This window comes from Candidatus Marithrix sp. Canyon 246 (genome assembly GCF_001723685.1).
In the GTDB taxonomy this organism is placed as follows: domain Bacteria; phylum Pseudomonadota; class Gammaproteobacteria; order Beggiatoales; family Beggiatoaceae; genus Marithrix.
Genome location: NZ_MCBX01000020.1, coordinates 15909 through 37694, shown reverse-complemented (window position 1 = coordinate 37694; position 21786 = coordinate 15909). Strand labels below are relative to the sequence as shown.

Below are 21786 nucleotides of genomic sequence, written 5' to 3'. Positions count from 1 at the left end.
AAACTAGTATGCCATAAATTATGGATTAAGACTAATTAAGTCTTGACGTTTTTTCATTAAGTAATCAACTTTATATTTACTTAATTCATACACCCAATTTTTAACAGTATTTAATTTTGCATAGTATTTACCATCCTGTTTCATGATTGTCATTGTGATTTCTTTATCATCAAAAGTAGTAAATACCGCAGTAGTAGTATCAGAAAATTCAATTTCAGTTGCTACAAAAACATCATCAAACTCTAAATTACTTAAAGTAGTGGCAATACTTCTAAGCATATATGGCAATTTGACCTTTTCATCTTCAGCTAAATTTTCTAATTGATAGTCTTCATCATCAGGCTTTGCCTTAGCAAAACTAAAACCATCACCATCAGGATGCTTAATTGTGACTTTACGAATTTTGTCATCTTGAATATTGATAATTTCTTGATTTAACCAAAAGGTAACATTTTTTTCAATTGGCAACTGCCCTACAACTAACCAACTTTGTTTATCTGTTGGCAAACGTACATAAATTTCTTTTAAGTTGGAATCAACTTTTGCAGGCTTATTTTTTCCAACTATGAGACTAATAATTTTTTCAGCTTTTGCATTTTTGAAAGTCAATAAAGCAGATTCAGCATTTTCCTCAGTGACATTTTCAACTCCAATTTTGGAATAAAATTTCAATTTACTGGTTTTTGCTTCGATAGTGCGCAAATTCATCGCACCTAATAATAGCTTATTAACTTTAGCCATATCAACTGGATAATTATGCTTATCTTTGGCAAACCACTGCTTATCATTACGTACTAAAGTAATAGTATTATCCTTAGTTTGAATGTTGATTTCAGTAACTTCATTAATGACACTGGCTAAATTAGGAAAGAACTTTTTCTGTTCATGGCTAATATCATTTGGCTGCGTTAAAACTACCGCAGCAATGACTATAATAATTGTAAATATTGCTAATACTGTGAGATTTTTTGTGTTCATTTTTTATATTGCTTTGTGTTTTACCTAATCTTAAATATTATGTATTTTCTCGTAGGGTGGGTAGAGCGATAGCGATACGAAGTCAGCGAAGCTAAACCCACCAATATAGCCAATGGTGGGTTTCGCTGTCGCTCTACCCACCCTACAAAAATATTTGTAGTGTTCATTTTAATATTGTTTGTTGTTTTTCAAGTAATTGAATTATTCCATCTTTTCCTAGACTTAGCATTGCTTGCAATTCAGTTTCAGTAAAAGGATCAGCTTCAGCCGTACCTTGAATCTCAACATAGGCTAATTTATCATTCATTACAAGATTCATATCTGTTTCAGCATCAGAATCTTCTTGATAATCTAAATCTAAAATTGGTACACCTTTATAAATACCTACAGATACAGCGGCTATAGCCCCTTTAATAGGATTGGTTGTAATTTTTTGCTTGTTTATTAAAAAATCTACAGCGTCAACTAATGCTATATAAGCACCGGTAATTGCAGTAGTGCGTGTACCACCATCAGCTTGAATTACATCACAATCTATAGTAATAGTACGTTCGCCTAAAGCTTTTAAATCTACAACCGCTCGTAGAGAACGCCCAATTAAGCGTTGAATTTCCAAAGTACGCCCACCTTGTTTACCACGATAAGCTTCACGTGCCATACGAGAATTGGTAGAACGAGGTAACATACCATATTCAGCAGTAAGCCAACCACTTTTTTTATCTTTCAGAAATCTAGGCACACGCTCCTCAATACTAGCGGTACAAATCACCTTAGTATCTCCAAATTCCGCTAATACGGAACCTTCAGCATGTTTAGTATAATTACGAGTAAATTTAACTTGTCTCAGTTGATTAGCTTCTCTACCGCTTGGGCGCATGAAATATCCTTGTGTTTAAATTTGATGATAAGCACTTTGCTTAATGAGGTGTATTAGAGGTTTTTCAAATATTTTGCCCCTTATTTTAGGTTAAAAAATCTTGAAAAGTATTTTATTATATGGTAGCATCAAAAAAAATAATTAGCCAAAATGGATTTTGGATACGGATATTAAAGCTTGTTTTTACCATATCCGCCTTTGCCTATCTTGTCCAAAAAGGAAAAATAGAAAGTAATCCCCTTATAGATAAGGAGTCCGTGCAATGTTCCTCTTTCTTGCTTACCCCTTAGTTCTTAATGGAATTATCTAAATATTGGGTATATTTAATATTATTATGGGGTATAAATGCTATAACGTTAGCCATCAATACAAAGTTACTGCCATATGATAAAATATCGCATTCAAAATAGAAGAACGGAGGAAGTATGAAAGCAATATCCTTATTTTCTGGTGCAGGAGGTCTTGATGTAGGATTTCAAAAAGCAGGTGCCGATATTATATGGGCGAATGACTTTGATAAGGACGCTTGCGAAACATACAAAGCAAATATTGGTAATCATATCCGCTGTGGAGATATAGATCATTTAAAGCCAAACTTATATCAAGTGGCTGATGATATTGATTTGATATTTGGTGGCCCACCTTGTCAAGGATTTTCTGTTGCAGGAAAAATGGATTCTAACGATCCAAGAAGTAAGCATATTTGGACATTTGCTGAAATAGTAAAAGAAATTAATCCAAAAGCATTTGTAATGGAAAATGTAAAGGCTCTAGGAAAGTTAAAAAAATGGGAACCTCTTAGGAATGAATTACTTGAAACATTTAGAAATGCTGGCTACATAGTAAATTTTATTATCTTAAACTCATCTGAATTTAATGTACCACAAGCTAGGGAACGAGTTTTTTTTATTGGCTTTAAAGACAATTCAAAAATTGTACCCGATCTAATGAAAATGATTGAGCCTTATAAAGTCAAATCACAAACAGTTAGGGAGGCATTAAGTGTGTTAGATAAGGCTGGTACAGGTAATAATAAAAACACAGCAAAAGCAAAAATAACAATTACACCAAACCCTATAATGAGAAAATCCCCATATGCAGGAATGCTATTTAATGGTTTAGGTAGACCTGTGAAAATTGATGGTTTTTGTGCGACTTTACCTGCAACAATGGGAGGCAATAAAACCCCTATTATTGATGAAGAAGTTTTATACAATGGGAAAGATAATTGGATTGAAAGTTATCATAAAAGCATTATGGATGGTGGAGAACCCTTGCCTTATCAGGTAGCTCCAAAAAGACTAAGAAGACTTACTGTACAAGAAGCAATAGTTATTCAATCTTTTCCTATTGATTATCAATTCATGGGTTCACAATCATCAATATTTAAACAAATCGGTAATGCTGTTCCTTGTAATCTTGGCTATGCTGTAGCTTCAATGTTATTAGATAGTTTAAATAACGAAAAAATCGAAACTTTAGTCAATCAGCCCGTACAATTCAGGTTAGTTGGATAATATGCCAGTAAATATAGACCATAAAAAAGCAGAAGAAATCATATTAAAAGCTCATCGTGGCACTTGCTCAAAAAGTGATGAGATAACTATGGGGATTAAGACTGTTCTGTGTGGAACACACAAAACATACAAATATATTTTGGTTAATGGCATCTTGGCAAAAGCATCAAACAATGATGCAAACCCAATAGCATTACAAGCAGGTGCGCCTTTATCTGGTGCTTTTGATGCTAGAAGTTTATGCCATAAAATACTAGTTCCTTTTGAGCGTGATTTTCTCAAAAATATTCTTGGCGGTTCAAATGAGCCATTTCTTAATAAGCCAGCAAGGTTTACTCATATCAGCAAAGATAATGCAGTGAGAAAGGGGAAAGATAAAGAAACTCTATTGCTACTCATCAAAATGTTTTCAGCCATAAAAACTTCAGAGGAAGCAAAGGAATATTTAGCTTGTGTCTTTGCTGTCCTGCAAGAACAAATTAAAGAGGCAAATAAGACTTTTGAAAGTGTTTGCAATTACAGCCCAGAGCTTATAGAAATTTATGAGTTTTCTCTACTGTTTACCAGCAAATCTTTTGAAGGTGAAACATCAGCTATTATTGTTGGCTCCCTTGAATTGCTGCTTCATCTATATATTGAAGGTAGTTATACCGTTAAAACCCACAAGGTAAACCAAAGTGGTGCTTCCTCAAAAGAGGTTGGAGATATTGATATTTATAGTGATGGAGAATTTTACTATTCTATAGAAGTAAAAGATAAAAACTTCAACGAATACGATGTAGAACATGCTTTTAATAAAGTTCTACATAATCATGGGAAGAAAGCCGCTTTTATCTATGGCACTAAGGCAGAGTTTAATGAAGAGGCAATATTTAAGAAGACAAAGGAATTTGAAAAAAATGGATTATTTGTGCTAATTCAGGATATTAACTCACACATAAGGAATATTTTATTTAGGTTGCCTGATTGTACAAAACAAGATTTCATAAAAAGTTTGATAACAACCTCAGAATCAGTCAATTGCAAAGAGCAAACTAAGGAATGGATGGTTCAGTTATTTTCTGAGCTTCAATGGGAATCCAAATAAAATGGCTAAATCGGGTAAGGGCTAGTTTTTCTCTAACCTTCCCCACACCACTCCTCATGCGGATCCGCAAGGGGCGGTTCACTAGCCGTTTGGTTAAGCCCATTTGCATAGCTTTGGTTTTGGCTAAATGATAGTATCCCTTTGAACTCATTCCAATACTGATAGCTAACTTGATGGGTATACCCCTTTCGATCACAGTCTGAAACCGACATATTTATAACAAAATTATGGTACTGAAAGTCGCAATGCTGAATATTAAAGAAGGTCAAAATGAGTTATTTGAAGAAAGCTTCAGTAAAGCCGAAAAAATAATATCATCAATGTCAGGCTATATTAGCCATGACCTTAAAAAATGTATAGAAAAGCAACATAAATACATTTTGTTGGTAAACTGGGAAACTATCGAAGATCATGAAATTGGCTTCAGGAAATCTCAGAAATATGAAGAATGGAAGTAGAACATTACCAATGAAGTGACTTTGGTTCTATAAGTTCTGTTCTTGTTTCGGCTTCGTTCATATATTATCGTTTTATCAAATAACCATCAAATAAAAAAAACACAAAGTATCAATATGTTAAGATATGGTGCTTATATATTATCAAATAATCATCAAATAAGATTTTAAGCCCAAATTGGCAAATAACCCGCATATTTTCTTGATTTACTTTCTGGATCATCTTCTTTTATTACACCATCTTTTAAAGCATCGCGTATTATTCTTGATGCTATTGCCGCATTTTTATTTTCAATTTTAAAACGCTCTCTTAATGATTGATTGGTCATTTTTTCATTTGACACATATTTTAAACAAGCGTGCTGATAACAAGCTCTAATTTTTTCTTTCTTATCTAAATTATTGAGCGTTTTATAGCTGTAAATAGAAACATGAGTTCTATTTTCAGTAACAATAACATTGATTGGTGGTAGTTGATAAAGTTCATTGTAAAAAATTACTTTATCTAAACCGCTGCCTTTTTCTTCACAAAAACCGATTCGCCTCATTAAATCGGCTAATTTATCATTACGCGAAATGTAGCCATCAATAAATCTATCTGGTGTAACTAATGGTGTGCCAGAATTTGATATTTCTATTCTATCAGTAAATATTTCTATCATTGGAAACCCTTTTACGGTAAAATCTTGATGAATTAATGCGTTTGCTACCAATTCTCTAACAGCAATTTCTGGATACATTCGGGTATCTTTTCGCAAGGCTTTGCCAATTTCTTCATTAGCTGGTAATTGACTATTTATCCAATCAATCAAACCTACAAAGCCCAAAGCATAACCTTTTAGCCCTATTTGTTCTCTTTCTGTTTCAACTTTATTTTTACCTTTATATACAATGACTCTTACTGATTTTCTTTCGACACTTTCAAAATTTTTTAGATTTTTAGCAAATAATAAAGCACCTAATTTAGTAATGGCATATCCTTTATTTTTAACAACTAAATTTTCTTCAATAAATTTATCAATCACGCCTTGCAGAGTAGAAGGATAGGGTAATTTAATTAAATCGAAATAAGTTTCAGTGCTTAAATATTTAGTAATATCGGCAGCATTTAAGTTGTCTTTTGCAATTTCTTTTTCAAAAGGAATCGTGTCTTTTTTCCATATTTTAGCTTGTTTTTCTGGAAAATCGTTAAGCTTGCGGGTAATGCTTCCTATTCTAATATAGGCTTGATGCAAAAACTCTACGGGGCGATTTTTAGTCGCAGGTATTACAAATATAGATATATGTTTATCAATTTCGTAATCAAATTCGTAAATAGAAAAATCAATACGAGGATTTAAACGGTTAGCTAACCAATGTTCAAGCTCTTCGTTTCCTTTTTTGTGCGACTTGGCTTGAAATGAAGTTCCTTTAACAATATGCGTTTTATCTTCTACACCAAAAACCAAATAACCGAAAGATTGCCCTTGTATGCAAGCCCCGTTTGATAAAGCAGATATGCGTTCGCCAATTTCTTCTGGTGAATGAAAATTAAGTTTAAATTCAACCCATTCATTTTCATATGGCTGTTTTATCAAATTATTTAATAATTCTATTAATTGTTTCTCAGTCATTTTTAAGGAAAACCGTAGCCACTATTAATTACTTTAGAAGCTAAAGCTAGATTTTTATCTGGATAATCTGATTAATGATAACACATCAATAGGGCTTAATTTTACGAGTAAATTTAACTTGTAAATTTAAATATCAATTCATTTGCAGATATCTATAGTAAAGATTGATTGAGTAGCACACAGAGAAAGATTTTGGGAAAACCGCTGATAGGAATAAACTAATTGAACCTTCGTTTAAGAGTCGTAAACGCTGCGAAGCTAGAGCTACGATGCCAAAGAGACAATGTCGGGCAAGTAGGTGAGTGTTGACTCTGTTTTGTTTGAGGGCGTATTAATAAAAAATAAAACACCATAAATTATGGATTAAGACTAACTAAGTCTTGACGTTTTTTCATTAAGTAATCAACTTTATATTTACTTAATTCATACACCCAATCTTTAACTGTATTTAATTTGGCATAGTATTCACCATCCTTTTTCATGATTGTCATTGTGATTTCTTTATCATCAAAAGTAGTAAATACCGCAGTAGTAGTATCAGAAAATTCAATTTCAGTTGCTACAAAAACATCATCAAACTCTAAATTACTTAAAGTTGTAGCAATACTTCTAAGCATATATGGCAATTTGACTTTTTCACCTTCAGCCAAATTTTCTAATTGATAGTCTTCATCATCAGGCTTTGCCTTAGCAAAACTAAAATTATCACCATCAGGATGCTTAATTGTGACTTTACGAATTTGATCATCCTCAATATTCACAATTTGTTGATTTAACCAAAAGGTAACATTTTTTTCAATCGGCAACTGCCCTAAAACTAACCAACTTTGCTTATCTGCTGGCAAACGTAGATAAATTTCTTTTAAGCTGGAATCAACTTTTGCAGGCTTATTTTTTCCAACTATGAGACTAATAATTTTTTCAGCTTTTGCATTTTTGAAAGTCAATAAAGCGGATTCATCGCACCTAATAATAGCTTATTAACTTTAGCCATATCAATTGGATAATTATGCTTATCTTTGGCAAACCACTGCTTATCATTACGTACTAAAGTAATAGTATTATCCTTAGTTTGAATGTTGATTTCAGTAACTTCATTAATGATACTGGCTAAATTAGGAAAGAACTTTTTCTGTTCATGGCTAATATCATTTGGCTGCGTTAAAACTACCGCAGCAATGACTATAATAATTGTAAATATTGCTAATACTGTGAGATTTTTTGTGTTCATTTTTTATATTGCTTTGTGTTTTATCTAATCTTAAATATTATGTATTTTCTACAAAAATATTTGTAGTGTTCATTTTAATATTGCTTGCAATTCCGTTTCAGATAATCTAAATCTAAAATTGATACAGCCTTATAAATACCTACAGATACAGCGGCTATAGCCCCTTTAATAGGATTGGTTTTAATTTTTTGCTGTTTGATTAAAAAATCTACAGCGTCAACTAATGCTATATAAGCCCCGGTAATTGCAGTAGTGCGTGTACCACCATCAGCTTGAATGACATCACAATCTATAGTAATAGTACGCTCACCTTGTTTACCACGATAAGCTTCACGTGCCATACGAGAATTGGTAGAACGAGGTAACATACCATATTCAGCAGTAAGCCAACCACTTTTTTTATCTTTCAGAAATCTAGGCACACGCTCCTCAATACTAGCGGTACAAATCACCTTAGTATCTCCAAATTCCGCTAACACGGAACCTTCAGCATGTTTAGTATAATTGCGAGTCAGTTTAATTTTTCTAAGTTGATTAGCTTCTCTACCACTTGGGCGCATGAAATATCCTTGTGTTTAAATTTGATGATAAGCACTCTGCTTTATGAAGTGTATTAGAGGTTTTTCAAATATTTTGGCCTAAAGACCTGTCAGGTTTTTAAAACCTGACAGGTCTGACAGTTTTTATTTTCTTGAAAAATATTTTACTATATGGTAACATCAAAAAAAATAATTAGCCAAAATGGATTTTGGATACGGATATTAAAGCTTGTTTTGACCATATCCGCCTTTGCCTATCTTGAGAACTGGAAATAGTCTGAAATTTATTAATTAAGTTGGAGAAAAAAACAAATGAAGTTATTAGTAAGCTTTTTATTACTTAGTTTTACAGGGCTTCTTCATGCTAGCGAAGACTCCTATTTACTCCCCATCACTCGTGATGGAGTTACTCACACGATGATCACTTACAATTTCTGGAGTGGAGAATATCCAAATCCTGTAATTCATGTTCAACCTAGTAAAAATAACTGGAGTACAGTTATCGGATACTCTTCATTAAGGAATCTTGGCAAGAAGAAGGTATGCAGCATTAAAACAGGTATTTATCACCCATGGACTAAAGATAAAATCAGTCTTATCAACTATTACTCTATCACTCCAAAAATAAATTATTTAGTTCAGCAGGATACTATTCTTGAGGATCAAAAGGTGAAAAAGGGGGATACAATTAAAAATGAGTTTTATCTTTCTGAAGGTTTTTGTTCTTACCTTTTAAGTGACAAGACAGACATAGAAGCTAAGTGTATAGATAACTCCACTCAGTTCAAACGCATTAAATTTCCAGCACATCCAGCAGAACAATGGTTATATTTAAGCTGTAAAGAGGGTTATAAAATTTTTGTACAAGATACTGATTTGCTCAGCCAAGCTAATGTTAATGAAGGAGGGATATCTGGGTATGGGGAAGTAGCTAAGAAATAAACACATTGTCTGACAAATTTTTAATAAACCTGTCAGATGAGTCTAAAAATATTACTTATTTATCTTTTACTTTCTTTTGTACCTTGCTTTTTTTAACCGCTTTTTTGACACGCTTAGTTGCAGTATCAGCGGAAGCCTTAACATTTATCATAGCTAAGCTAGCTTGTTTTGCCGCTTTTTTAGCGATCTTTGCTGCTTTATTAGCATCTTTAGCTGCTTTAACAGCATCTTTAATAGCTTTCTTAAGTTCTTGTTTATCTGCCATAATTTAATCCTTATAAATTGAATTTACCGTACCCACAATTAATGGATCCGCTTTAGAAACTAACTCCAGATTTTTATCTGGATAATCTAATTGGTTAAGAAAATAACGCATACAATTAATGCGTGCCCGTTTTTTATCATCAGAACGAATTATTATCCAAGGCGCATCAGCAGTATCAGTATAAAAAAACATCGCCTCACGAGCCTTAGTATAATCATCCCACTTATCTAATGATAACACATCAATAGGGCTTAATTTCCATTGTTTCACCGGATCGTGTTTTCTGGAATGGAAACGACGTAACTGCTCCTGACGACTTACTGAAAACCAGAACTTAAATAAACGAACTCCAGAATTCACCAACATACGTTCAAGAGCTGGAGTTTGACGCATAAATTCTAAATATTCATTATCAGTGCAAAAACCCATTACCCGTTCAACACCAGCGCGATTATACCAAGAACGATCAAAAAAAATCATTTCACCCTTAGTAGGAAGTTGTTTGATATAACGTTGATAATACCATTCACCTTGTTCACGTTCAGTAGGCTTTTCTAAGGCAACAACATGTGCAGCGCGAGGGTTTAAATGTTCCATAAAACGTTTTATAGTACCACCCTTACCAGCGGCATCACGCCCCTCAAACAAACCAACAATACGTTGCCCAGATTCTTTAACCCAACTTTGAACCTTTAATAATTCAACTTGTAACAGATGTTTATTATGTTCATATTCCTCTAATTCAATTCTTTCTGAATAAGGATATTGCCCTAAACTATGTGTTATTTTCTGTAACTTCTTACCAGACATAGTCTTAGAGTCAGACATTACATAATCTGGATCAGTTAATTTTTTAATTAATTTAGCGGCTTGTTTAGTTTTTTCTTTATTCATGGTTGTTTAAATAATTTTATTATATTTTTACAGTGAGTATTCTTCAATATATCATCTTTTTTATATAATCACTATTAGCAATAATAACAGCATTACTAGAACCTGAAAATTGTAGTTGCCCAGCAATTGAAATAACTGATTTTTGCTTTTTAAATTGAGGATTACCCTCTGTCACTGATTTATTATTGCATTTGATAATCATTTTTATTTGTTATTTCATAATGGTTTAATTCATCTAAATCTAATGATTCTTTTAAATTATTTAATCTATTTTCTACTCTTTCACCTTTTTCTTATACGGAAAAAAACCATTTACAGATAAAATACGAGTTAAAAAAGCCCCTCACAAAAAACAATGATATATTTATCCATTGATAGTGCCTCTTAAATCAAAATCTGTACTTTCAATATAGTCTTTTAATTCATCTCCTCCAACATATATTGCTTCTATTCCATTATCAACATTCTCTAAAAAATAAGCTGATATTTCATCATTATTGTATTCATTATTTACAAAGGCATCTATACATTCTTTAGAATGAGATGTTAAAAAAACTTGTACATTAAAAGTATCTGCTAACTCTTGAATAAATTTTGTAAACTCAATTAATAAGGAATTATGAATAGCTGTTTCAAATTCATCTATACAAACTATGCCGTTTCTTGCATATGCAAAACCAAGTGCTATTTCAAATACTCTTTGTAATCCTTCACCGTAATTTGTAATTTCTAAATTTCTATCTGAAAATTTACTAGAATCAACAATAAATCTCTCAATGTCATCAACATCATTTAGTCTTACATCATTGATTGTAGGATCAATGTTTTTTATAAAATCTACAACCAAATTGATAGCTGTTTTTCCATCTTTGTCTTTATATTGAGTATTTTTGTTATATGTTTGAACTATCTCATTTAAGTTGTGAAAATATGGACTTTTAAATATTGAATTACATAAATGTTCTACTTTTTCATTTTGTCTTTTTAATGTTTCGTAGCCAAATGTATGAATAACATTTTCTAATGTTCTATCATTTATAAGAGCTTTAAGCTTATATGAACAAATATAGTCATCTTTTTTATCAATATCTTTAGCTTCAAACTTACTAAAATAGATTGAAGCATTAACATTATTAAATATACCGGTTATGTCAATAATTTCATCTTCATTAAAAACTTCATTTAACCAAATAGGATTTAATGAGTTAATTTTATTTTTGAGTTTAATAATTTCTAAAAATGAAACAATATCATTTTGTTTGGTTAAATAATATATTGCTTCAAGAAGTGAAGTTTTACCACTATTATTAAATCCAGCAAAAATATTTATTCTATTTAATTGATCTATTTTAAAATCTTTAAATATTTTATATTGATTTATTTTGATTGAATCAAAATGTTTAATTTTATTATCATGTTCAAAACATACAGAATAATTACCTCTACTAATTTCAAGAGAACTTTTTTTAGGAATCAAGTCTAAAAAAATACTTTTTAATTTCTCTAAATCATCTGTAGAAACCATGTCTTTATAACTTCTTAATTTATTTATTCCTTTCTCAACTTCATTTAATGATTTTTCATAATTTAGCTTATCTATTTCACCACTAGCAATTAAGCCCCTTGAAATACTTTTAGTTTCCTCCATCACATTTAGTGCATTTTCATTTTTAATAAAAATGGCTAAATCTCTTATCTCAAATGCTTTTGTAATTATTGGCTCAACTTCTTCTTCTTCTATTAGATCATCTGTTTTAGACATCCAAGAGAAAAGTCTTTGTAGATTATTATCATTATTTGCTTTGTATCTATTATCATCCCATTCTAACCAATCTTTTATGTTTGGTCTTTTTATTATTTCAACAAATAAAGCATAATCATTACTTTCAAACTGATCCCCAAAATCACTCTGTTTATAGGCTAAAATTAAATAATAGGCTCTTTGTGAACTTCTCAGTTTAACTTTTGTAATACCTAAAGAATCACATAATTGTATCTCTTTATCATGATATTCATCTGTTTCCCAATACTGTTTTAAAAAGTCATAAATAAGTTGTGCTTGATTTATAACAGACCATTTTTTATTACCACCAACATGTTTTAATCCCATGATGATAAGGTGTTTTTCTTTGGTCTCATTCTCATGTATGTCAAAAGATACTTTTTTAAATATTTCAGGATTTAGATTACCAATTGATAAACCATTTTCATAATCTTCTTGTAAGGCTTTTAGTGTTGCAACTCTTCTATTACCTTCAAGCACTAAATAATTATTATTGCCTAAATCTTTAACCTGAATTACATCCACATCTAAAAAACCATTAGATTTAAAATTGGCTATTAAATCTTTTATGTTGTCTCTTTTGTTTCCCTCAATAAAAAATCTAGCTCTTTTTTGTATTTTTGCCTCAATAACTTGACTATCTTCTACTGGTATGTAATCACGATTATCTACAAAACGATAATTATTCGGATCTAAATATAAGTTTTTAAGGTTATAACTTCTTTTTATGGTGGATTTTATTTCTTTACTCATAGGATTTTAATAAATTGATTAAATCAGCTTCATTAATAATTTTTATCCCTAAAGTTTGTGCTTTAGTGAGTTTACTACCAGCTTTTTCTCCAGCAACTAGACAAGTGGTTTTTTTGGAAACGCTATTAGTAACTTTCGCTCCTAAGTTTTCTAATTGAGTTTTAGCTTCTGTACGAGTCATTTGTGACAGTGTACCAGTTAGAACAAAAACTTCTTCTGCTAAGGATTTATTGATGATAGTATTAGAATTTTTAGGCCAATTAATACCGATTGTTTGTAGTTCTTCAATGCTATTTATATTATCAGATTGTTGGAAAAATTTCACTATATGTTGGGCTACTATTGGTCCAATATCTGGGATATTTTGCAACTCTTGTTTAGTTGCAGCCATTAGTGCTTCTATTGTAAAATGCTGGGCTAGAGTATTAGCCGTAGATTCTCCAACTTCGCGAATTCCAATTGCATAAATAAATCTAGCTAAGGTTGTAGATTTACTTTTTTCTAAGGCTGCAATGATATTTTGAGCAGATTTTTTACCCATTCGTTCTAAACTAGTCAACTGTTCAACAGTTAAACGATAGAGATCAACTAATTTTATGACCAAATCTCTATCTATTAATTGCTCAACCAATTTATCACCTAAACCATCAATATCCATTGCACGACGTGAAGCAAAATGTTTTAAAGCTTGTTTACGTTGTGCAGCGCAAAAGAAACCACCACTACAACGCGCAACCGCTTCGCCGGCTACACGAATTACATCAGAACCACAAACTGGGCATTGCTTTGGAAAGATAAATTCTTGAGTTTTTTTAGGGCGTTTTTCAAGTATCACCCGCATTACCGCAGGTATAACATCACCAGCGCGACTAATTACAACCGTATCACCAATTCGCACATCCTTACGCTTCATTTCATCTTGATTATGCAATGTAGCGTTAGTGACAGTTACGCCAGCAACTTCTACAGGATTTAGACGCGCCACTGGTGTTAATGCACCAGTACGTCCAACTTGTATATCAATATCATTAATTTGAGTTATTGCCTCCTGAGCTGGAAATTTATGAGCAATTGCCCAACGTGGCGCACGAGAAACATAACCTAGCTCCTTCTGCAAAGCTAAATCATTGACTTTATATACAACACCATCTATATCAAAAGCTAAATCCTGACGCTGTTTTAATACTGATTCATAATATTTTAAGCAACCGGCAATTCCTGTTAGCAATTGCGAATCCTGCGAAATCGGCAAACCCCACTGTTGTAACAGCTTCAAAATATCATTATGACGCTGAGGTAATTCTACCCCTTCCACAACTCCAACCGCATAACTAAAAAAACTTAAAGGGCGTTGAGCAGTTACACGAGACTTCAACTGTCGCAAACTACCAGCGGCAGCATTACGTGGATTAGCAAATATTTTTTCACCCTTAGCCGCTTGTTTTTGATTCAACTTGTTGAAATAAGCCTTGGGCATAAACACCTCTCCTCGCACCTCTAATACTGAAGGATAATTTTCACCGCGTAACTTTAAAGGAATAGTCTTAATAGTTTTAGCATTAGCAGTAACATCCTCACCAGAATATCCATCACCGCGCGTCGCCGCTGAAACTAACAAACCATCCTCATAACGCAAACTAACAGCTAAACCATCAAATTTCAACTCTGCAAAAAATTCAGTATTAGCGAAATCCTTTGCAAAATCCTCAGCTTCCTGATAATTAAAAGCATTATTCAAAGACAACATAGGAACACTATGTACAATTTTAGCAAAAGCATCTAATGGAGGCGCACCTACTCTCTGACTTGGAGAATCAGCAGTAACTAAATCAGGATATTTAGCCTCAAGATCCTGCAACTCGCGCAATAACAAATCATATTCACTATCAGGTACACGAGGATCATCAACAACATAATAATAATAATTATGCTCATTTATTGTATGGCGTAACTTAGCCGCTTGAGATTCAATCTTTTTTGGGATTTTCATATCTATTATCCTTCTAAAAAGCTCTTCAATTCTTGAACTTTAAATTCTTTGGCTAATTGAGTAACTTTTTTACTAAAGGTTTCTAACTTAGCTTCATTGGCTGATAAAGCTTCTGCTTTATCTATAATTGCTTTTATTTTACCACTTTTCGCTAAGTTATATAATATATCTATTTCTGCTGCTGCTGGATATTCCATCGGAGCAGATTCTGTGGTTTCTGAAGTTTCATAAATCCATTCTAATGAACATAATTTTCCTAACTCTGCTAAAAAATTATTTATATTTATTGGTTTTTCTACAAAAGCATTGCAGCCAGAATCTAAAGCGGCTTGTTGTTGATCCTCAAACACATTGGCTGACATCATTATAATAGGAGTATTTTCAAACTGCATTTGTTTACGTAATTGTCTTGTAGATTCTAAGCCATCCATTATAGGCATTTTCATATCCATTATAATCGCGTCTGGATTAAATTCATTGGCTTTTTCTAAAGCTTCTTCTCCATTCTTAGCTTCTAAAATTTTGAATCCTAAAGAAGTTAGTATTTTAGTTAAAATAATCCGGCTATCCAATCTATCATCTACAATTAAGATTTTAAAATCAGTACTTTTTGGTTTAAATCCTATGGGTTTATCAACTTTTACAACACTAATATTTTCTTGTTCGCATGTTTCTAAAGGAATGCTAAACCAAAATTTACTGCCAAAACCAAGCTTACTTGTTACTTCTAATTTGCCACTCATCATTTCAATCAGCGTTTTAGTAATAGCCAATCCTAAACCCGTACCTTCTGCTTGTTCAGATTGTTTACCTACTTGTTTGAATGGTGAAAAAATATTTTCTAATTCATCAGCAGCTATTCCTTCGCCAGAATCTTCTATTTCAAAGTGAATTTTATTTTCTTGATATTTTATTATTAATTTTACTTGCCCTTTTTTAGTAAATTTGATCGCATTACTTAATAAATTTAAGAGAATTTGTCGTAATCGCTTTTCATCTGCATAAACTAAATTTGGTAATTCAGATACAGCTTCATAAACAAATTCAATTGATTTTTGCGTTGCCCGCATTTGAAATAAAAATGCAATATCTGATAAAAAATTAGGCAAATTTAATTTATCAGGATTAATCTCTAATTTACCAGCTTCAATTTTAGATAAATCTAAAATATCGTTAATCAAAGTTAATAAATGCTCGCCACTGCGTTGAATAATATCTAAACCTTGCTCATTTTTAACAGTTTGTTCGCGTTTTAAAATTTGTGCATAACCTAAAATACCATTCAGCGGCGTGCGTAATTCGTGACTCATATTAGCTAAAAAGGCACTTTTCGCATGGTTGGCAGATTCGGCTAATTCTTTGCTTTTTTTTAATTCTTCGTTTTGTTGAATTAATTGATTTTGTAAATTATGAATGGTTAAATGAGTCTTTAAACGTACTAATACTTCATCAATTTGTATGGGTTTAGTAATATAATCAACAGCCCCTATTTCAAAGCCTTTGACTTTATCTACTGTTTCAGTAAGCGCAGTCATAAAAATAATTGGAATATTTTTACTATATTCATTAGCTTTTAGATGTTGACAAGTCTCAAAGCCATCCATTTCAGGCATCATTACGTCTAACAAAATAATGTCAGGCTTCAGATATTTAATGCGCTTGAGTACACTTTTTCCATCTTCAGCAATTAATACTTTGAACTGAGCTTCTTCTAAGGCATCAAATAACAGGCTTAAAGTGTTAGGGTTATCATCTACAACTAACACTTTATTTTGATTATCATTCATTTTCTAAATAAGATTCTAAGAAATCACACATTTTATTAACTTCAAAACGCTTTATAAACTGATTTAATTCTGTTGCAAAGGGTTCAAATTTTTGATCTTGTTGTGCCAAATTAGCCACTTGTTCTTTAATGGTTCTAACATCACCACTCATAGCAAGTTCAAATAAATTTTCTATGATTTCTTGAGAAGGTAATATTAAAGGAGCAGTGCTAACTGTGCTAGAAACAACATCTTCATAAATCCATTCTACAGATAAATATCGTTGCAAGTATTCAAATAAGCGTTCAACTTTAATTGGTTTCGGCAAGAAAGCATTACAACCCGCCTTTAAACTACTTTGATGATCCTCTTCAAAAACACGCGCTGAGCTAGCAATGATTATTGTATTGCTAAATAATTGTCTAATTTCGCGCGTCATTTCAAAGCCATCCATTTCTGGCATCATTAAATCAGTAATAATTAGTTTGGGTTGATATTCAATTGCTTTCGTTAAACCTTCAACTCCATTACTAGCTTCTATGATTTCAAATCCGATTGGTGCCAGTATATCAATTAATAATTGTCTATTATCTGGTTTATCATCTACTATTAAAATTAATGGGGTTTCAGATTTTATGCCTTTTATTTTTCTGGTTTCTACATTGGCAATTGCAGTGAAATCTTTGACTTTTGGTAAATTTAAATCAAACCAAAAGCTGCTACCTTTGCCTAATTCACTTGTTACTTGTAATGTTCCACCCATTAATTCAACTAAGTTGTGGCTAATCGCTAAGCCTAAGCCAGTGCCTTGGATTTGACGTGGTTTTTCACCAACTTGTTGAAAAGGATTAAAAATAGTTTCAATGTCATCAGATGCAATGCCAATACCAGTATCTTGTATCTGAAAACGAATCAATGAATTTTCGATGGTTTTAACTTTAAATGTTACACCTTGATGATCAGTAAATTTAACGGCATTACCAAGCAAATTAATCAAGACTTGGCGTAAGCGTTTTTCATCGCCGTGTACCGCTCCTAACTTATCATCATCTATTTGATATTTAAAATAAATATTTTTATGCTCGGCACGAATACGAACTATTTCAGTAATAGTTCTAAGGAAACTAGATAATTCAAAATCGCTAGTATCAAGCTCAATTTTACCTGCTTCAATTTTGGCTAAATCAAGCACATCATTAATTAGAGTTAAAAGATGATCACCACTTTGTTCAATAATATTTAAACCATCTTGAGCGCGTTGATTAAGTGAAGAATCATTTTTTAAAATTTGAGCATAGCCTAAAATACCATTCAGCGGTGTGCGTAATTCATGACTCATAGTAGCAAGAAACTGACTTTTAGCTTGATTAGCTAAATCAGCCACTTCTTTTGCAATTTTTAATTTAGAAATTCCAATATGTGTTTTAAGACGAGCGATTAATTCTTGTTTACTAATAGGTTTAGTTAAATAATCATTTGCACCTACTTCTAAACCTGTTACTAAATCTTCGATTTGATTTTTTGCGGTTAATAATAAAATCGGTAAATCAATAGCACCCCAAGTTTCACGTAATTTACGTGTGACTTCATAACCAGTCATAGAAGGCATCATAACATCAAGCAAAATAGCATCAGGTTTCAAACCATCATCTATCATCGCCAATGCCTCAGCACCACTGCTAGCTTGTATAATACGATAATCTTGTAAAGATAAATAGTTGCTAACTACTTGTAAATTAATAGGCTCATCATCTACAATTAATATTGTATAAGTTTTATCATTTTTTAGAATATGGTGGGTTTCAGCTATCGCTGACTTCGTATCGCTTTGCTCTACCCACCCTACATTATTAATTGCAGTAGCAGTAGCAGTAGGGTGGGTAGAGCGATAACGAAACCCACCATGTTCAGATTTTTGTTTAGCAATAGGCAAAGTAAATATAAAAGTAGAACCAATACCCGGTGTAGATTCACACCATATTTTGCCACCATGCAATTCAATTAATTGTTTTGTAACAGCTAAACCTAATCCTGTACCAGCATATTTTCTAGCAATACCACCATCAGCTTGTTCAAAAGATTCAAAGATTCTGCCTTGTTTATTTGCAGCAATACCAATTCCAGTATCACTAATACTAATTTTTATATCATCATTTTGTCGCTGTGCTGAAATTTCGACGCTACCTTTTTCAGTAAATTTAATCGCATTACCAATAAGGTTATATAAAATTTGTTGTAAGCGATTTTCATCTGCAAGCACTGGAGGCAAATCTAAATCAATTTTATTAATCAATTTTATTGATTTTTTAGCTAACATTGACTGGCTAATCGTCAGCACACAATCAACCTGTTCTCGCAAACTAACTGATTTCTGTTGTAATTCTAGTTGTTGATGTTTTAATTTGGAAAAATCCAGAATATCATTAATTAAATTAGATAAACGTTTGCCACTGGCAACAATCATGCTTAAATTAGACTTAGTTTTATCAGATAACTCACCAGTAACACCATCTATTAAGGAATCAGCAATACCAATAATTCCATTTAAGGGTGTTCTTAATTCATGAGAAGTATTAGCCAAAAATTCATCTTTTAACTTATCAGCTTGTTGCAAACGTTCATTAAATACACGAGCCTGTTGTAATTTTTTCTGTTGAGCGATAAAAAAACCGATTAAACTACCTACAATTAAAATGCTATAAATTAAATAAGCCCACCATGTTTGCCACCAAGGTGGCGTAATAATGACTTTAATTGAAGTGCCAGTTTGATTCCAAAGCCCATCATTGTTTGAAGCTTTGACTTTGAAAGTATATTTACCAGCATCTAAATTGGTATAAGTAGCAAAGCGTCGTTTACTATCAACATAATTCCATGTCTTATCAAAACCTTCCATCATATAAGCATATTGATTTTTTTGCGAGGCTCGATAATTTAACGCGGCAAACTTAATAGTAAATACCGATTGATCATAAGAAAGGCGGATTTGTTTACCCATACTAATTGAGCTATTAAATACTTGAACATCAGTCAATACTACTGGTGGAATATATGGATTATCAACTAATTTATCTGGAGAAAAAGCGTTAAAACCATTAATACCACCTAAAAACAATTCACCAGTTTTGCTTTTATAAGCGGCATCATTTAAAAATAAATTATTTTGCAAGCCATCATAACGATTATAATTTCTGAACTGTTCAGTTTGAGGATTAAATTTTGAAATGCCTTTACTAGTGGTAAACCATAGATTACCGTGATTATCTTCTAAGATTTCAATCACATTATTACTAGCTAAACCATGCTTAGTGCGATAAACAGTAAAATTATTAGTAGTTGAATTTAACTTATTTAAACCATCATTAGTGCCTATCCAAATAGTGCCGTTACTATCTTCATATGATGTATTAATGAAGCCATTGCTTAAACCGGTAGGATTATCCTTATCATATTGATAATGATAGAATGTATCATTTTTAGAATTGAGTTTAGTTAATCCAATTTCGGTTCCAATCCATACATTATCACTGGAATCCACCATCACATGAGTAACCCAATTAGAAGTTAAGTTTTTTTCATAATGCTTAAAGGTTTCTGTGACAGGATCAAATTTATCAACTCCACCACCATCCATACCAATCCAGACATTGCCTTGTGAATCAAGATCAATAGTTAAAATTGAATCATTATGTAAGCCTTTGGATTTATTATAATGAACAAAACTTTCAGTAACAGGATTAAATTTATTTAATCCACCTCCAGCAGTGCCAATCCACAGCACGCCTTGCTTATCAGCACGCAAACTTCTAACTGAATTATTACTCAGACTGTTTAGATCATTTTCATCATATTGATAATAAACAAACTTATTGCTTTTCCGATCAAATTTATTTAAACCACCACCTTCTGTGCCTAGCCAAAGTATTGCATTTTTATCTTGATAAATTGTAGATACTTGCTCATCACTAAGACTATTTAATGCTTTTGGATTATGTTGATATAGAGCAAATCTATAATCACCGGGATCATATTTATTTAATCCCTGATTTGTTGTCACCCATAAAGTTTTGGTTCTGTCTTCATTAATATTCCAGATTGTATTATCGCTAATACTATTGGCAATAGCCGGATTTTCTTGAAAACGAGTAAATGTTTTATTTGCTTTATCTAACAAATTCAAGCCATTATAAGTGCCAACCCATAATCTGCCGCTGCTATCTTCATAAATCGACAAGACAGTATCTTCATTCAAATAATGAACAAACTTTTCAGTTTTAGGATCAAATTGATCCAAGCCATTTTCTGTACCTAACCAAAGTTTATCCTGACTATCCCAATATAAGCACCACAAAGAATGATTGCCTAAATTATAATGAACAAACTTTTCAGTTTTAGGATCAAATTTATTTAAACCACCACCATAAGTGCTAATCCAAAATATACCGGTTTTATCCTCATAAATGCGCGTGACACTGTTATTGCTAATACTGTTAGGATTTTTGGGATCATGTTTATAATGAGTAAAAGTATCAGTTTTAGGATCAAACCTATTTAAACCACCATCACCGGTTCCAATCCATAAAATACCAGCCTTATCCTCGTAAATACTCCAAATATTGTCGTTACTTAAACTATTGGAATTATTTTTGTCATGCTGATAACGAATGAATTGCTGAGTGACAGGATCAAATTTATTAACACCCCCACCCCAAGTGCCAACCCATAAATTACCAGCACGATCTTCAAACAAACTCCAGATATAATTATTACTAATAGTATGGGAATTGTCAGGATCATGACTATAAACGCTAAACTCAGCACCATCATACTTATTTAAGCCATTTTTGGTTCCAACCCACAAAAAACCTTGCCGATCTTGCAATACAGGAATTAAAAAATTATCAGATAAACCATCATCAATAGTCAGATGTTTAAACTGAATAGCGTCAGCATATACTAGCTGCAAACTTAAAGACCATAATATAAATATATATTGAATTGAAATTTTCATTATTGTAATTTTCAAATTGATTTGTTTTAGAATTACAATAATTATTCCAATAATGGGCTTCTCTGCTTATATGCAATCCCTGTAA

16 protein-coding genes and 1 pseudogene are annotated in these 21786 nt (G+C 32.1%); 4 read left to right on the top strand and 13 right to left on the bottom strand.

The window, feature by feature from the left end:
* Positions 1-18 precede the first annotated feature (18 nt).
* Both BHU68_RS11015 and rph read right to left on the bottom strand, forming a co-directional pair.
* Positions 19-978 carry a DUF4340 domain-containing protein gene (locus BHU68_RS11015; RefSeq protein ID WP_069470778.1) on the bottom strand — a complete coding sequence of 320 codons (960 nt, stop codon included), beginning with the start codon at positions 976-978 and terminating at the stop codon, positions 19-21.
* Between the two features lie 163 nt (positions 979-1141).
* On the bottom strand, positions 1142-1855 hold the full coding sequence (rph, locus tag BHU68_RS11010) for a ribonuclease PH (RefSeq protein ID WP_069470779.1): 714 nt from the start codon (positions 1853-1855) through the stop codon (positions 1142-1144).
* A gap of 425 nt (positions 1856-2280) precedes the next feature.
* On the opposite strand from rph, the gene BHU68_RS11005 reads away from it, so the two are divergent.
* From BHU68_RS11005 to BHU68_RS10990, 3 genes are all read left to right on the top strand, one after another.
* The gene (locus BHU68_RS11005) at positions 2281-3372 is read left to right on the top strand and encodes a DNA cytosine methyltransferase (RefSeq protein WP_069470780.1); all 1092 of its coding nucleotides are present in this window, start codon (positions 2281-2283) and stop codon (positions 3370-3372) included.
* A 1-nt stretch (position 3373) separates the two neighbouring features.
* Positions 3374-4459: a restriction endonuclease, SacI family gene (locus tag BHU68_RS11000; RefSeq protein ID WP_069470781.1), complete on the top strand. Its 1086-nt coding sequence runs from the start codon at positions 3374-3376 to the stop codon at positions 4457-4459.
* 227 nt (positions 4460-4686) lie between these two features.
* Positions 4687-4917, top strand: coding sequence for an antibiotic biosynthesis monooxygenase family protein (locus BHU68_RS10990; protein WP_069470783.1), 231 nt, complete (start codon positions 4687-4689; stop codon positions 4915-4917).
* Between the two features lie 164 nt (positions 4918-5081).
* Here BHU68_RS10990 and BHU68_RS10985 read toward each other — a convergent pair whose 3' ends face one another.
* The 4 genes and pseudogenes from BHU68_RS10985 to BHU68_RS10970 all read right to left on the bottom strand — a co-directional run.
* Entirely contained in the window at positions 5082-6527 is a 1446-nt protein-coding gene (locus tag BHU68_RS10985; protein ID WP_069470784.1) for an RNA-binding domain-containing protein, read from the bottom strand.
* 356 nt (positions 6528-6883) lie between these two features.
* Positions 6884-7474, bottom strand: coding sequence for a DUF4340 domain-containing protein (locus BHU68_RS10980; RefSeq protein WP_069470785.1), 591 nt, complete (start codon positions 7472-7474; stop codon positions 6884-6886).
* The gene (locus BHU68_RS10975) at positions 7471-7758 is read right to left on the bottom strand and encodes a hypothetical protein (RefSeq protein ID WP_069470786.1); all 288 of its coding nucleotides are present in this window, start codon (positions 7756-7758) and stop codon (positions 7471-7473) included. The genes BHU68_RS10980 and BHU68_RS10975 overlap by 4 nt, the downstream gene beginning before the upstream one ends.
* 101 nt (positions 7759-7859) lie before the next feature.
* A pseudogene (locus BHU68_RS10970) lies at positions 7860-8318 on the bottom strand (ribonuclease PH); the annotation flags it as partial.
* Between the two features lie 291 nt (positions 8319-8609).
* Here BHU68_RS10970 and BHU68_RS10965 point away from each other — a divergent pair.
* Entirely contained in the window at positions 8610-9239 is a 630-nt protein-coding gene (locus BHU68_RS10965) for a hypothetical protein (protein ID WP_069470788.1), read from the top strand.
* Positions 9240-9294: 55 nt separating this feature from the next.
* On the opposite strand, the gene BHU68_RS10960 is transcribed toward BHU68_RS10965, so the two are convergent.
* The 7 genes from BHU68_RS10960 to BHU68_RS10935 all read right to left on the bottom strand — a co-directional run bounded on the left by BHU68_RS10960 (position 9295) and on the right by BHU68_RS10935 (position 21701).
* On the bottom strand, positions 9295-9504 hold the full coding sequence (locus tag BHU68_RS10960; RefSeq protein ID WP_069470789.1) for a hypothetical protein: 210 nt from the start codon (positions 9502-9504) through the stop codon (positions 9295-9297).
* A gap of 3 nt (positions 9505-9507) precedes the next feature.
* Positions 9508-10332 (bottom strand): polyphosphate kinase 2, encoded by an 825-nt coding sequence (gene ppk2 / locus BHU68_RS10955; RefSeq protein ID WP_102135602.1) that lies wholly within the window; start codon positions 10330-10332, stop codon positions 9508-9510.
* Positions 10333-10441: 109 nt separating this feature from the next.
* Positions 10442-10600, bottom strand: coding sequence for a hypothetical protein (locus tag BHU68_RS17310; RefSeq protein WP_171899529.1), 159 nt, complete (start codon positions 10598-10600; stop codon positions 10442-10444).
* 162 nt (positions 10601-10762) lie between these two features.
* Positions 10763-12934, bottom strand: a complete 2172-nt coding sequence (locus tag BHU68_RS10950; protein ID WP_069470790.1) for an AAA family ATPase — start codon at positions 12932-12934, stop codon at positions 10763-10765.
* Entirely contained in the window at positions 12927-14924 is a 1998-nt protein-coding gene (gene ligA / locus BHU68_RS10945; protein ID WP_069470791.1) for an NAD-dependent DNA ligase LigA, read from the bottom strand. The genes BHU68_RS10950 and ligA overlap by 8 nt, the downstream gene beginning before the upstream one ends.
* Before the next feature lie 5 nt (positions 14925-14929).
* Entirely contained in the window at positions 14930-16711 is a 1782-nt protein-coding gene (locus BHU68_RS10940) for a response regulator (RefSeq protein WP_069470792.1), read from the bottom strand.
* Positions 16704-21701 (bottom strand): ATP-binding protein, encoded by a 4998-nt coding sequence (locus BHU68_RS10935; RefSeq protein WP_069470793.1) that lies wholly within the window; start codon positions 21699-21701, stop codon positions 16704-16706. Before BHU68_RS10935 ends, BHU68_RS10940 begins: the two co-directional genes overlap by 8 nt.
* Positions 21702-21786: the final 85 nt, after the last annotated feature.